Origin of the sequence: Marinobacter persicus (assembly GCF_002934325.1) — a bacterium.
GTDB classification, from domain to species: Bacteria; Pseudomonadota; Gammaproteobacteria; order Pseudomonadales; family Oleiphilaceae; genus Marinobacter; species Marinobacter persicus_A.
This window is the reverse complement of record NZ_PTIV01000005.1, coordinates 96,581-110,043: the sequence shown is the minus strand read 5'-3', so window position 1 is coordinate 110,043 and position 13,463 is coordinate 96,581. Positions and strand designations below refer to the sequence as shown.

General features: G+C 59.4%; 13 protein-coding genes and 1 tRNA gene. 7 read left to right on the top strand and 7 right to left on the bottom strand.

Annotated features, from left to right (window positions below; genetic code table 11):
• Window positions 1-2: 2 nt before the first annotated feature.
• From BY454_RS04620 to BY454_RS04610, 3 genes are read right to left on the bottom strand one after another with little or no spacing between them, the layout of a single operon-like run.
• Window positions 3-494, bottom strand: coding sequence for an ATP-dependent zinc protease family protein (locus BY454_RS04620; RefSeq protein ID WP_104415624.1), 492 nt, complete (start codon window positions 492-494; stop codon window positions 3-5).
• Window positions 475-1,335 (bottom strand): mechanosensitive ion channel family protein, encoded by an 861-nt coding sequence (locus BY454_RS04615; protein WP_104415669.1) that lies wholly within the window; start codon window positions 1,333-1,335, stop codon window positions 475-477. Before BY454_RS04615 ends, BY454_RS04620 begins: the two co-directional genes overlap by 20 nt.
• Window positions 1,336-1,380: 45 nt before the next feature.
• Window positions 1,381-2,196 carry a hypothetical protein gene (locus BY454_RS04610; RefSeq protein ID WP_104415623.1) on the bottom strand — a complete coding sequence of 272 codons (816 nt, stop codon included), beginning with the start codon at window positions 2,194-2,196 and terminating at the stop codon, window positions 1,381-1,383.
• Window positions 2,197-2,336: 140 nt separating this feature from the next.
• On the opposite strand from BY454_RS04610, the gene phrB reads away from it, so the two are divergent.
• On the top strand, window positions 2,337-3,734 hold the full coding sequence (gene phrB, locus BY454_RS04605) for a deoxyribodipyrimidine photo-lyase (RefSeq protein ID WP_104415622.1): 1,398 nt from the start codon (window positions 2,337-2,339) through the stop codon (window positions 3,732-3,734).
• A 345-nt stretch (window positions 3,735-4,079) separates the two neighbouring features.
• Here phrB and BY454_RS04600 read toward each other — a convergent pair whose 3' ends face one another.
• Genes BY454_RS04600 through hemA form a run of 4 tightly spaced genes read right to left on the bottom strand, consistent with a single transcriptional unit; the run spans window position 4,080 to window position 8,065 of the window.
• Window positions 4,080-4,832 carry a HesA/MoeB/ThiF family protein gene (locus tag BY454_RS04600; RefSeq protein WP_104415621.1) on the bottom strand — a complete coding sequence of 251 codons (753 nt, stop codon included), beginning with the start codon at window positions 4,830-4,832 and terminating at the stop codon, window positions 4,080-4,082.
• Complete coding sequence (prmC, locus tag BY454_RS04595; RefSeq protein WP_104415620.1) at window positions 4,826-5,701, bottom strand: peptide chain release factor N(5)-glutamine methyltransferase; 876 nt, start codon at window positions 5,699-5,701, stop codon at window positions 4,826-4,828. Before prmC ends, BY454_RS04600 begins: the two co-directional genes overlap by 7 nt.
• Entirely contained in the window at window positions 5,691-6,779 is a 1,089-nt protein-coding gene (gene prfA, locus BY454_RS04590; RefSeq protein WP_104415619.1) for a peptide chain release factor 1, read from the bottom strand. Before prfA ends, prmC begins: the two co-directional genes overlap by 11 nt.
• Window positions 6,776-8,065, bottom strand: coding sequence for a glutamyl-tRNA reductase (gene hemA, locus BY454_RS04585; RefSeq protein ID WP_104415618.1), 1,290 nt, complete (start codon window positions 8,063-8,065; stop codon window positions 6,776-6,778). Before hemA ends, prfA begins: the two co-directional genes overlap by 4 nt.
• 221 nt (window positions 8,066-8,286) lie before the next feature.
• Here hemA and BY454_RS04580 point away from each other — a divergent pair, with 221 nt between their 5' ends.
• The 6 genes from BY454_RS04580 to BY454_RS04555 all read left to right on the top strand — a co-directional run bounded on the left by BY454_RS04580 (window position 8,287) and on the right by BY454_RS04555 (window position 13,444).
• Window positions 8,287-10,047, top strand: a complete 1,761-nt coding sequence (locus tag BY454_RS04580) for a tetratricopeptide repeat protein (RefSeq protein WP_104415617.1) — start codon at window positions 8,287-8,289, stop codon at window positions 10,045-10,047.
• A complete protein-coding gene (lolB, locus tag BY454_RS04575) occupies window positions 10,044-10,679 on the top strand; it encodes a lipoprotein insertase outer membrane protein LolB (protein ID WP_104415616.1) in 636 nt (211 codons plus the stop codon). The genes BY454_RS04580 and lolB overlap by 4 nt, the downstream gene beginning before the upstream one ends.
• Before the next feature lie 3 nt (window positions 10,680-10,682).
• On the top strand, window positions 10,683-11,546 hold the full coding sequence (ispE, locus tag BY454_RS04570) for a 4-(cytidine 5'-diphospho)-2-C-methyl-D-erythritol kinase (RefSeq protein WP_104415615.1): 864 nt from the start codon (window positions 10,683-10,685) through the stop codon (window positions 11,544-11,546).
• 19 nt (window positions 11,547-11,565) lie between these two features.
• Window positions 11,566-11,640: transfer RNA gene (locus BY454_RS04565), tRNA-Gln, on the top strand.
• Between the two features lie 52 nt (window positions 11,641-11,692).
• The gene (locus BY454_RS04560) at window positions 11,693-12,643 is read left to right on the top strand and encodes a ribose-phosphate diphosphokinase (RefSeq protein WP_104425540.1); all 951 of its coding nucleotides are present in this window, start codon (window positions 11,693-11,695) and stop codon (window positions 12,641-12,643) included.
• Window positions 12,644-12,805: 162 nt separating this feature from the next.
• On the top strand, window positions 12,806-13,444 hold the full coding sequence (locus BY454_RS04555) for a 50S ribosomal protein L25/general stress protein Ctc (RefSeq protein WP_104415668.1): 639 nt from the start codon (window positions 12,806-12,808) through the stop codon (window positions 13,442-13,444).
• Window positions 13,445-13,463: the final 19 nt, after the last annotated feature.

Below are 13,463 nucleotides of genomic sequence, written 5' to 3'. Positions count from 1 at the left end.
GATCAGGTCCTCAGTACCGGTTCGCCGGCAAGATACGAAGCTTCAGGGTAAATTTCGGAGCGCCCGGACATGGCGGTTCGCCCCAGCAGCATACGAAAGCGCATGGTGTCACGGTTGGTGAGGGTCATTTCAACCGGCCAGCTCAAATCACCGACCACCAAAGTGGTCTCAATCACCAGGCGCTGTTCTTTGTGGCCGCCGGAATCCGACACAGTACGTTCATCCAGCACCTTGGCATCGCACTCGATGGACTGGTGCAGGTCGTTCTGTACGGGGTGAACCCAGAACCTCACCCGGCGCTCGCCGTTCTCGGTGTAGGGCTCGGTGCGGTAGGCGTGCAAACAGGAAGTCCTTGCCCCGGTGTCCACTTTCGCCTTGATGCGATTAATGCCGAGGTCCGGCAAAGCCACCCATTCACGCCAACCCAATGCGGCTTTGGTTTTGGTCCGATCAGGGTAGACGGTTTTTATGGTTTCAGTTTTTTTGGTCGGCATCCAGTCGATCCTTGTTTTGCGTGGGTTCCGGGTCCACCAGTTGGATACGGAATGGCGCCGAATGGCTGCCAGCGTAGACACTGGTATGAGGGAACGGAATTTCAATGCCTGCTTCGTCCAGGGCTTTTTTGATTTCTATCATCATGGCTCCCCGGCCTTCCAGAAACTCTTCTTGCACCACCCAAAAGGAAAACTGCAAGTCCACGGAAGAGGCTCCGAAACCGGTCACCAACACAAAGGGTTTGGGTTCTTCCAGGCACACCGTGTTCTGTTCTGCCAGAGACAATAACAGCTCTTTCACCCGCTCCACATCTTCGGCGTAGGCGATACCGATCAACAGATCGACCCGACGGATTGGAAAGCGTGAACGGTTAACAACCCGGGTCTTGATCAGGGTCTCGTTGGGAATACGCACGTACAGGTTGTCACGCGTTCTCAGCTTCACGCTCAACAGGTCGATCGCCACCACTTCCCCGACGGTGGCGTCAACTTCAATAAGATCCCCAATCTCGAACGGCTTTTCCATGACCAGAAACAGGCCACTGATGATATTGGAAGCCGATGTCTGGGAAGCAAAGCCAATGGCGACCGTCAGGATACCGGCAGCGCCCAGCAACACCTGCAGGGAGAAGCCGACCTCACGCAAGGCCGCCATGGCAAAGATGATGAAGACCAGATAAAACACCAGGCGCCGGATCATCACCTGGTGGTGCCGGGAGATGCGATTCTCGGCCAGTTTTCCGGCGCTGCGGGCCACCAGGGTGCCCAGTACAATCCCCAACAGCAATAGAAAGCCGGCCGCCAGCCATTGCCCCCAGGCAATGCTGCCGACAATCTGCATCAACGTATTCTGGAGTTCATCAAACACGGCCATTGCTCCCGGCTATTATCCAAATATGTGGTCAAAGGCCCTTACCAGACTTCGTCCCTTGGCCAGCTTTTCACGGGCCGGAGCGATGAGCTCACAGTCACCGGCCGCCGCAGTTACCCTGGGCTCTATACGCAAGCTGGCCGAACTCATATCCGTCTCACATTCCACCACAACACCCGGGGTCCACAGCTGTCCCCTTTCATTGCGGTGCAGTGACAATAACGGTGTGGGCAGGTTGAAGCGCTCCAGCAATAGCGGTTTCGTCCGCCGGTTATTGATGGTGACTGGCGTTACCGCTCGCCAGGGTCGTATGGGTACCGCCTCCAGCACCAGGCGGCCATAGGTGGCTGAGGCGTAGCAGATTTCTCCCTGCATGGTGTTAGCCCCCAGCCAGGTTTTGGACGGTGTGGCCAGGGGAAATTCGGTGAGCGCCTGTTGTTGCTCACCCAGGAAGATTTGCATCCAGAGCAGGTTGCCCACATACAAGACACAGCGACCGTCCGCCGGAATGGTCAGCGGCTGGTAGGGACGGATCACCGTGGGCAGTGGCGCCATGGCCGGCAGGTACCGCACCAGGCCCTCGTCGCCCGACGATCTGATAAAACGCTGCTCGGGAAGATCAGACGATGGCATGCCAGAACCAACAGTCTCGTGCCAGGTCAGAGGGTCTGCATCCGGGGCCAGTGGTTCCTGGCGCACCTGCCATTCCATGTCCAGCAGCGTGACCCACAGGCGGATCTGCCCCAGTTGATGCCGCTGTGTCTGGCCGGAAGCCAGTTGATAGCGATGTGCCCAGACACCGTCGCGCTGGCCTTCGGATTGTTCAGTCATGCCTGGGGAAAGTCTCCTCTTCAGTTCAGGCCCTTTCGTTGAACTATAATCCAATCCGGTGGTTCCAGCGAATATATAAGCCAATGATTTTTGAACTGTAATTACCCGTATTACCACTCTTACGACACCAGGATGACCCGATGACACAACTGGTCTGGTTCCGGAATGACCTGCGAATTGCCGATAACCCCGCACTCACCGCCGCCTGTGCCACTGGCGAGCCAGTGCGCGCCACTTTCCTGATTACTCCCGGACAATGGCAGGAACATGATTGGTCTGCAGCGCGGGTGCAGTTTGTGCTGAAGCATGCCAACGCCTTGGCCCGGGAGCTGGCACAACTGGGTATTCCATTGCATTTCGAGACCGGCCAGCGGTTCGATGACAGCCTGGGGCTGTTGGAAAGCCTGTGCAGCCAACACGGCATACAACAGGTTCACTTCAATGAAGAATACGGCGTAAACGAGCGCCAGCGCGACAAGCAGGCCCATGCCCGGCTGGCCGAACGAGGCATCGAATGCCACAAGTACCGGGACCAGACCGTGGCGCCGGCGGGGCATATCCTGACTCAGCAAAACGAGCCCTATTCGGTGTTCACCCCTTTCTCCCGGCGATGGCGCGCCTGGATCGAGGAAAGTCAGCCCACGGTCTACCCCGCGCCCAAGGCAATCGGGCCTGCGCTCAAAGCCAACCAGACCAACGCCCGGCCCGCGCCATTCCAAGAGGCGCCCGAGCCACTGGTGGCCATTGGCGAGTGGGCCGCGCACGATCAACTGGAACATTTCGTGGCCAAAAAAGCGGCCCGCTACAAAGACGACCGGGACTTTCCAGCGCTGGACGGCACCAGCCTGCTCTCACCCTACCTGGCCAACGGCATACTCTCCGGCCGCCAATGTCTGGTCGCCGCCCGCCAGGCCGGCGGCTCGGGCAAAGGCATTGAAACCTGGATCAATGAGATTGCCTGGCGGGATTTCTACATTCATATCCTTTACCACTACCCCCGGGTGAGCATGCACCGGGCCTTCAAGCCGGAAACGGAGGCACTGGAATGGAACAGCCCCGGGGAGCATTTCGAGGCGTGGAAGGAGGGGCGAACTGGCATCCCTATTGTCGATGCGGCCATGCGCCAGTTGAAAGCCACCGGCTGGATGCACAACCGCCTGCGCATGGTGACGGCCATGTTCCTGACCAAGAATCTGTTCATCGACTGGCGTTTGGGGGAGGCGTGGTTCATGCAGAACCTGGTGGATGGTTTCCTGGCGTCGAACAACGGCGGCTGGCAGTGGAGCGCCTCCACCGGCACCGATGCCGCGCCTTACTTCCGGGTATTCAACCCGGTCACCCAGAGCGAGCGCTTTGACCCCGACGGCGAATTCATCCGCCGGTGGGTGCCAGAGCTGGCGAAGCTGGACAGCAAGCGGATTCACGAGCCTTCGCGTAAAGGTGGTGTGATTCCGAAGGGATATCCACGGCCCATTGTGGACCTGAAAGAAAGTCGGAAGGAAGCTATTGCGCGCTTTCAGGCTTTGAAAGACGGTTAACTTGTTGCTACGGATTGCCGGGGCATGTCAGGAAGGACTGTCCAAAAACCGCTACGAGCACATCCATGTGCGCTTATTTCGGGCCATCCTTGGCCCTCAAAATTTTTGGACAGTCCTTCCTGACATGCCCCTACTCAATGCTGGCCTATATGTTTTTCCAGACGATCACTAGAGACGGCCATCTGCATTAGTCTGGTCGACGGGGTTGGGAATGCCTTTCCAAAAATTTGTGGAGCCATGGATGGCGGAACACAAGCGCCACATGGATGTGCCGCAAGGAGCGCTTTTTGGAAAGGCATTCCCAACCCCGTCTCCACCATTAATAAAGGTTCCGCTTTGGGAACGCTACTCAGAACTTGAACAAACCGGACAGCCAGGATCTTTGGCCAGTTTCATCTCACGCCAACGCATCTGCCAGGCATCAAGAATCAACAGGCGACCCACCAACGGCTCGCCGACGCCGCTGATCACCTTGATGGCCTCCATGGCCTGGGCGGCGCCAATCATGCCCACCAAGGGGGCGATAACACCGGCCTCTGAACAGGTCAGCTCTTCGCTGCCTTCCTCTTCATACAGACAGTGGTAACAGGGACTTTTTGGCTGGCGTGTGTCATAAACCGACAGCTGCCCTTCCCCACGAATGGCCGCGCCGGAGACCAGCGGTACTCTGGCGGCGACACAGGCGCGACTCAGGGAGAAGCGGGTGGCGAAGTTGTCGGTGCAGTCGAGCACCAGGGAGGCATCCTGTACCAGACGCTGCAGTTCGGAGCCTGCCACACGCTGGTTGACCGGCGTTACTGACACTTCCGGGTTCAGTTCACGCACCCGGCCGGCCAGGCGCTCGGCTTTTGATTCACCCAGCCAATGCTGCTCGAAGGCAATCTGGCGCTGCAGGTTGGCCAACTCGATGGTGTCATCATCCACCAGGGTCAGGTGCCCCACACCGGCAGCGCCCAGGTAGAGCGCCACGGGGCAGCCCAGGCCGCCGGCGCCAACAACCAGCACTCGGGCGGCTTTCAATTTCTCCTGGCCGGCAATGTCGAATTCGGGCATCAGAATCTGGCGGCTATAGCGCAGCAGTTCTTCGTCGCTCAGCATGGGTTTGCCTCCGTTCCGTTATCCGCCGGTTTCATAGCCAGGGTCAGGCGTTCGTTGCCACCGTAGTCCCGCCGGGTTTCAACGGCCCGCCAGCCGGCGGCCGAAAACAGTTTGCGAACCGCCTCACCCTGATCATAGCCGTGCTCCAGCATTAGCCAACCGTTGTCTGTCAGCCACCCGGGCGCGTTCTGGATCAGAGTGCGAATATCGTCAAGCCCATCGTCGCCCGATACCAGGGCAGAGGTCGGCTCAAAACGCACATCGCCTTCGCCAAGATGGCGGTCGCTTGCCGGGATGTACGGCGGATTGGAGATCAGGAGATCAAACCGGCTTTCGGGCGGGAGCTGTGCAAACCAGTCGCTTTGTAAAACGCTGACGGGCAGCCCAAGCCGTTCGCTGTTCTGGCGGGCCAGTTCGACTGCCTCGGCCACACGATCCGTGGCCATGATCTGCCATTGCCGGCGCTCACTGGCCAGGGCCAGGGCGATGGCACCGGTGCCAGTGCCCAGGTCCAGAACCCGGGCATCTGCCGGCAAGGCGAGATCGAGAGCGGTTTCCACCAGGCATTCGGTATCCGGGCGCGGGATCAGGGTCGTGGGGCTGACTTTCAGGGGCAATGACCAGAATTCCTGTTCGCCCAGCAGGTAGGCAATGGGCTGGCCTTCGGCGCGCTGGTCCACCAGGGCCTGAAAATCCTGGGCCTGGGCTTCGGAGATTTCACGCTCCGGCCAGGTAATAAAACTGGTCCGGGTCAGGCCGGTGGCACGGGCCAACAGCAGCTCGGCGTCCAGCTTGGGAGAATCACCGCCGATCTTTGCCATGGCTGCCTTTATCAGGGCCTGGCAGGTTAGTCGGGACTCACTGCTCATTGGCCAGTTCAGCCAGCAGTTCGGCCTGGTGTTCCTGTTGCAAGGGCACCACCACGGCGTCCAGATCACCGGCGATCACTTCGTCCAGCTTGTACAGCGTCAGGTTGATGCGGTGGTCGGTCACCCGGCCCTGGGGGAAGTTGTAGGTGCGAATGCGCTCGGAGCGGTCGCCACTGCCCACCAGGCTTTTGCGGGTTTCCGCCATGTTTTTCTGCTGCTTTTCCTGCTCAATATTGCGAAGGCGGGACGCCAGCAGGCTCATGGCCTTGGCCCGGTTCTTGTGCTGGGAGCGTTCTTCCTGGCATTCCACCACAAGCCCGGTCGGCAGGTGGGTGATCCGGATGGCCGAATCGGTCTTGTTGACGTGCTGGCCGCCGGCGCCGGACGCCCGGAAGGTATCCACCCGCAGATCCGCCTTGTTGATTTCCACGGCTTCGGTTTCATCGGCCTCGGGCATCACCGCCACCGTGCAGGCCGAGGTGTGGATGCGGCCCTGGGATTCGGTTTCCGGCACGCGCTGAACGCGGTGGGCGCCAGATTCAAACTTCAGTGTGCCGTATACGCCGTCACCCACCACTCGGGCGATCAGCTCTTTATAGCCGCCGTGCTCGCCTTCGCTTTCGCTCAGGATTTCGATCTGCCAGCGGTGCTTTTCGGCGTAACGGGAATACATGCGGAACAGATCGCCGGCAAAAATCGCGGCTTCATCACCGCCGGTCCCGGCGCGAATTTCCAGGAATACGTTCTTGCCGTCGTTGGGGTCCTTGGGCAGCATCAGGCGCTGGAGTTCCTCATCCAGCTCCTCACTGCGGCCACGGGCGCTGGCCAGCTCTTCCTCGGCCATTTCGCGCATCTCGACATCACCGTCTCTGGTCAGTTCCTCGGCGGCCTCGATGTCGGCCAGCGATTGACGCCAGGCCTGGAAGCACTTGACCACCGGCTCGATTTCGGCGAATTCCCGGGAAAGGTCGCGAAATTTGTTCTGGTCGGCAATGGTGGCCGGATCGGACAATAGCGCGCTGACCTCCTCGAACCGGTCAACCAACTGTTCGAGGCGGTATTGTATGGAAGACTTCATAATTTTTCCGTGGTGGTGGGCTCGTCGGCTTCCAGGGCGTCCAACTGATACAGCTCACGCAGGCATTCGGTCACTTCCGAGCGACCTTCGGACATGGCCTTGCGCACCTGCACGGAAGGCTGATGCAGAAGTTTGTTGGTGAGGCCCCGCGCCATGGCGCGCAGCACGGTTTCAGGATCGCTGCCGTTGCGCAATGCTTTGAGGGCTTTTTCGGTTTCGATGTCCCGCAGGATTTCCGCCCGCTGGCGAAACAGTTTGAGAGTGGAGACCGCATCCAGGGCGCGTAGCTGGTCCAGGAAGTCCTGAACACCACTGGTTACCAGGTTTTCCGCCTCGCGCGCGGCGCCCTGGCGGGAACGCAGGTTCTCTTCAATCACCTGGCGCAGATCGTCCACCGTATAAAGGTAGACGTCAGCGAGTGAACCCACTTCTGGCTCAATATCCCTGGGCACGGCGATGTCCACCATGAAATAAGGCCGGTGCTTGCGCTTTTTCAAGGCTCGTTCCACGGCACCTTTACCCAGAATGGGCAGCGGGCTGGCGGTGGAGGAAATCACAATATCCACATCGGCCAGGTGGTCGGGAATCTCGGACAGCAGAATGCCTTTGCCATTATATTGCTCGGCCAACCCCTGCGCCCGCTCCAGGGTGCGATTGGCCACCACAAAATCCTTGACGCCAGCTTCCGAGAGGTGCCGGGCCACCAGCTCAATGGTTTGCCCAGCGCCTACCAGCAGCGCCTTGTTGTGTGACAGGTCGGCAAAGATGTGGTGCGCCATGCTGACCGAGGCATAGGCCACCGAGACCGGGTTTTCCCCAATCGCGGTCTGGGTACGAATGCGCTTGGCCACGGAGAAGGTCTGCTCGAACAGGCGCGAGAGGAACTTGCCCGTGGCACCGTGTTCCCGCGCCGCCGCGTAGGCGTCCTTCAACTGGCCGAAGATCTGGGGCTCACCCAGCACCATGGAATCCAGACCAGCGGCCACACGCATCATGTGCCGAACGGAATCCGAATCCCGGTGCACGTAAACCACACTTTCAAGATCGGCCGCGTCCAGGTCATGGAAACCCGCCATCCAGCGCAGTACCGCCGGGGCGCAGTCGTCATCCCCCGCCAGGTAGAGCTCGGTGCGGTTACAGGTAGACAGAATGGCAGCCTCACTGGCACCAGAGGCTGCCCGGAGTTCGGAGAAGGCTTCGCCTAACCGTTCCGGTGTGAAGGCCACACGCTCGCGGATTTCCACGGGTGCAGTTTTATGATTGATTCCCAGTGTCAGCAAAGCCATCTTGCGGTCGGAAAATCCTGTGCCAGTCATGGACATTCACCCGTATTCTACCGGTGAGCGGAGTCAGCTGCCACCCGAAAACCCAGCTACTTCGGCAAGTGCGGACAGGTTGGGCAAGCTCACATCCTTATGCCATTATAGAAGCCTGATATTCAACCCAACCCGATCTACCTCAACTCCAGGGCAGATTCGGGGCCTGCCAACCACTGACGGGACACTGCATGCACAAGTTCTCCCCTTATCTGGCCACCTGCCTTCTGGGCGCAGCCCTGGCGACCCTGCCCGGCTGCGCAAGCCTCTCCGGCGATGAACAGGAACCGATCGTGGCCAACGAGGTGCACTCTCAAAAACCGGCAGGCAACCCTCCCGGGGAACCGGACTACGCGGAGTTTGAACCCGAAGTACTGTACCAGTTGCTAACCGCTGAGATCGCCGGCCAACGTGGTCGTTACGATGTCACCCTGGCGAACTATCTGCAGGCCGCCCGCACATCCCGGGACACAGGCGTGATTGCCCGCGCCGCACGCATCGCCCAATCCCTGGGTGCCGACTCCGCCCAGCAGGAACTGGCAGACCTGTGGCTGGAAGTGGCACCACAAAGCGTTGATGCCCACCGCCTGGCCGCCATCCAGGCCCTGAAACAGAACGACATGAAAGCCGCCCTTTCCCACATGGAAAAGCTTATGGACCAGGGCGAGGATGCCAACTTTGATAGCCTGGCCGCGATGTCCGCGTCCCTGCCCTACGAAGAGCAACAGGAAATGCTGTCGCTTTACCAGCAACTGGCCGAACGCCACCCGGACACCCCGGAGCTGGACTACAGCATTGCCTTGCTACAGAAAATCACCGGCAGTCCCGAGCAGGCACTGGAAAGCCTTAACCAACTACTGAACCGGCACCGCAACTTTCAACCAGCCATCATTCTCAAGGCCGACCTGCTCTACCAGGTGGGCCGCAAACGCGAAGCGCTTAATTACCTGACAACCAACACCCGGCGATTCCCGGCCAGCCAGCCGATGGGCACACTCTATGGCCGAATGCTGTTGAATGAAGACCAACTGCAAGCGGCCCAGGATGAGTTTCAGCGCTTGGTGGACCGCTATCCAAACAACCCCGACCTGCGCCTCTCACTTGGCCTGGTCGCCCTGGAAAACAATGAACCCGACGTCGCCAGGGAAGAACTCACCCGCCTGATCGAGCAGGACCACTACGCCGACCAGGCCAGCTACTACCTGGGACGCATCGAAGAAGAAGCCGGCAACACCGAGCAGGCGATCAACTATTACCAGAGCGTGGAACAGGGCAACTTCTTCTTCCCATCGCTGGCACGGGCCAGCAGCCTGCAAGCCCAAAACGGCAACCTGGAGGAAGCCCGGAGCCACATCCGTTCGCTGCGGGACCGGCATCCTGATTTTGCCGAACGCTTCTGGCTGGTGGAGGTAAACCTTCTGCTGGAACACGGCAGCCCCAGCCAGGCACTGGAAGCGGCGGATGCAGCCTTGCAGGAGTACCCCGATAACATCGACATACGCTACTCCAGAGCAATGCTGCTGGATACCGAGGGCAACACTGACAAGGCGGTACAGGATCTGACCCGGGTTCTGGAACTGGAACCCGATAACGCCGCTGCGCTTAACGCCCTGGGCTACATCCTGACCGTTCGAACCGAACGCCTTGAAGAGGCCCGGCAGTATATAGAACGGGCCCTGAGCCTTGACCCGGAAAACCCGGCCATTCTCGACAGCATGGGCTGGGTGCTCTACCGCCAGGGGGATTACCAGGGCGCACTGGAGTACCTGGCGCAGGCATGGGCGGCATTCCCGGACCCGGAAGTGGCTGCCCACTACGGCGAAGTGCTTTGGGTAACCGGCAATCAGGATCAGGCACGCATCGTGTGGGATGAAGCCCTGGACGAAAATCCGGACCACGACATCCTGCTGGAAACCATCAACCGGCTAACCAGCGCCGGGGGCGAGGAATGACAGTCCGACACAACCTGGCGCTGGCCCTTCTGTTTGCCATCACCACCCTGGCCGGCTGCACCAGCATACAGCTGGAACCGCTGCCCGAGGGAATGACAGACCAGCAGCCACCCAACTGGGAGGAGCAAGCGCGGGAGCTGCGTGAGTTTGACCGCTGGGTGCTGTCAGGGAAAATGGCCGTCAAACAGCCGTCAGACAGCGGCAGCGCCGTCATCAACCGCTGGCAGCAATACGGCAACCACTATGACCTGAGCCTGTCTTCCTCATTCCTCGGCATGGGCTCTACACGCATCAAAGGCGCCCCCGGGTTTATCGAGCTGACCCTGAGCAACGGCGATACCTACCGCTCCGCCAATCCGGAACAGCTGTTGAACGACGCCACGGGCTGGCAACTTCCGGTAGACAGCCTGGTGTGGTGGCTCCGGGGCCTGCCGGCACCGGACACAGAGCATCGACTACTGTTCGACCAGAACAACCAACTGGCCATCATCGAACAGAACGGCTGGGAAATCCGCTACGATCGATGGCGTCGATTCGTGGCCGACAAACCGGAGCTGCCAGCACGCATTACCGCCCTCAAAGGGGACAAACGCGTTCGAGTGGTCATCGCAGACTGGCGAGAGGAGAAGTAATCCTTGCACCCCAGCATTACCCTGCCCTCACCGGCAAAACTGAACCTGTTCCTGCATATCGTTGGCAAACGCCCTGACGGCTATCACGAACTGCAGACCCTGTTTCAGTTCCTGGACTATGGCGACGAACTCACCTTCACCCTGACACCGGACAGCCCCGACATTCGCCTGGCGCAACCCATCCCCGGCGTGGCAGACGAAGACAACCTGATTATCCGTGCGGCCCGGGCACTGGCCGCACGAGCCGGCAAGCCATTGCCAGGCGTCACCATCAGCATCGACAAACGCCTACCTATGGGCGGCGGACTTGGCGGTGGCAGCTCCAACGCCGCCACCACCCTGGTGGGCCTGAACTGGCTCTGGCAATTGAACCTCGGTGAAGATGAGCTGGCGGAAATCGGCCTGGGGCTAGGTGCCGATGTGCCGGTTTTTGTCCGCGGCCGAGCGGCCTTTGCCGAAGGCGTGGGCGAAAAACTGACCCCCGCGGAACCGCCGGAGGACTGGTTTGTGGTGCTCAAACCAGACTGTGACATCAACACAGGAAAGATTTTTTCACACGAAGGGTTGACAAGAGACACCCCGAAAATCACAATACGCCCCGCTTTTGAGGGAGACGCCTCGAGGTACCGAAACGACTGTGAGGATGTAGTTCAAAAACTGTATCCGGAGGTACGCCAAGGCCTTGAATGGCTTTCACAATTCGGACCTGCAAGATTAACCGGAACCGGGGCTTGCATTTTTGGACGTTTCCCGACAGAATCCGCAGCGCGGATCATCTGGGAAAGCAAACCCTCCGGCATCACGGGGTTCGTAGCTAAAGGGGTGAACTATTCACCGCTACACCAGAAGCTGACAGAGCTGACATGATGCCAAAGAAGCACGATACTGGGGTGTCGCCAAGTGGTAAGGCAACGGGTTTTGATCCCGTCATGCGCAGGTTCGAATCCTGCCACCCCAGCCACCTTTCTTCGAGTTCTTCTGAATCCAACGCCGATACCGAGAAGGATACAGACGTGTCCAAATTGATGATCTTCGCGGGCAATGCCAATCCTGAACTTGCCCAGGATATTGCCAAGAAACTTCACATCCCCATGGGTCAGGCCACCGTTGGCCGTTTCAGTGATGGCGAAACCACCGTCGAAATCGACGAGAACGTTCGTGGTCACGACGTCTTCATTATTCAGCCGACCTGCTACCCGACCAACGACAACCTGATGGAACTGATCGTGATGGCCGACGCCCTGCGCCGCGCCTCCGCCACACGAATCACCGCCGTTATCCCCTATTACGGATACGCCCGCCAGGATCGTCGGGTACGCTCGACCCGGGTTGCCATCAGTGCGAAGGTTGTTGCGGACATGATCTCCAGCATCGGCGTGGATCGTGTACTGACCGTTGATTTGCACGCGGATCAGATTCAGGGCTTCTTCGACATTCCCGTGGACAACATCTACGCCACACCGGTACTGCTCGAAGACATCGAACGCCAGCGCTTTGACAACTTCGTGGTGGTTTCACCCGACGTTGGCGGCGTTGTCCGTGCCCGCGCCGTAGCCAAGCGCCTCGACGACGCCGACCTGGCCATTATCGACAAGCGCCGCCCGAAGGCGAACGTGTCCCAGGTTATGCATATCATCGGTGACGTCAGAGACAAAACCTGCATCCTGGTGGACGACATCGTCGATACCGCAGGCACCCTGTGCAAGGCCGCCAACGCACTGAAAGAGCACGGCGCCTCCCGCGTTGTCGCTTACATCACCCACCCGGTGCTGTCTGGCCCGGCTATCGAGAACATCAGCAATTCCGATCTCGACGAGCTGGTGGTCTGCGATACCATCCCGCTGGGTGACAAGGTGAAAAAGTGTGATAGAATCCGCCCCGTCAGCATGGCCGGGCTGCTCGCCGAATCCATTCGTCGCGTGAGCAACGAGGAATCTATCAGCGCCATGTTTGAAAACGAGTGATCTGGGCACAGCCCAAGTATCAGACGTAAAAGCAAATTTCCGATCGGGAGCCCTGCAGGGCTCCCGATTGTTTTAGTCGGCCGAAAAACTCGGCCTTTTCAGAAACTCATTCAGGAAGACGCCTGGTCGCGGGCCACCTGAATGAACAACGAGGTAAGTATCATGTCTCAGGAATTCGTAATTGAAGCATTTCCTCGTGACGACCAGGGGAAGGGTGCGAGCCGCCGCCTGCGTCGCGAAGAGCGTAAAATCCCGGCCATCATCTACGGTGGCGGCAAAGATGCAACTCCGGTTGCCATCTGGCACAACGAGCTGAAGAAGTCCCTGGAAAACGAAGCCTTCTTTTCCCACGTTCTGACCATCGAACTGGACGGCAAGAAAGAAAGCGTGATCCTGAAGGACCTGCAGCGTCACCCGTACAAGCCAATCCTGACTCACGCTGACTTCCAGCGCGTTGACAAGGACCACGAAATCCACGTCCAGGTACCGCTGCACTTCCTGAACGAAGAGTCTGCACCGGTTATCAAGCTTGAAGGTGGCGTTGCCTCCCACAACATGACCGAAGTGGAAGTTGTGTGTCTGCCGCAGAACCTGCCTGAGTTCATCGAAGTTGACCTGAACGACGTCAAGATGGACCAGGTTGTTCACCTGAGCGACCTGAAGCTGCCGGAAGGCGTTCGCTCCGCCGCCCTGATGCAGGGTGAAGACCACGACCAGCCGGTTGTGTCTGTGCACAAGCCGAAAGGCGCCAAGGCTGACGACAGCGAAGAAGCCGAAGGCGAAGAAGGCGGCGAGGAGTAATCCTCCGGGGGCACTGAGC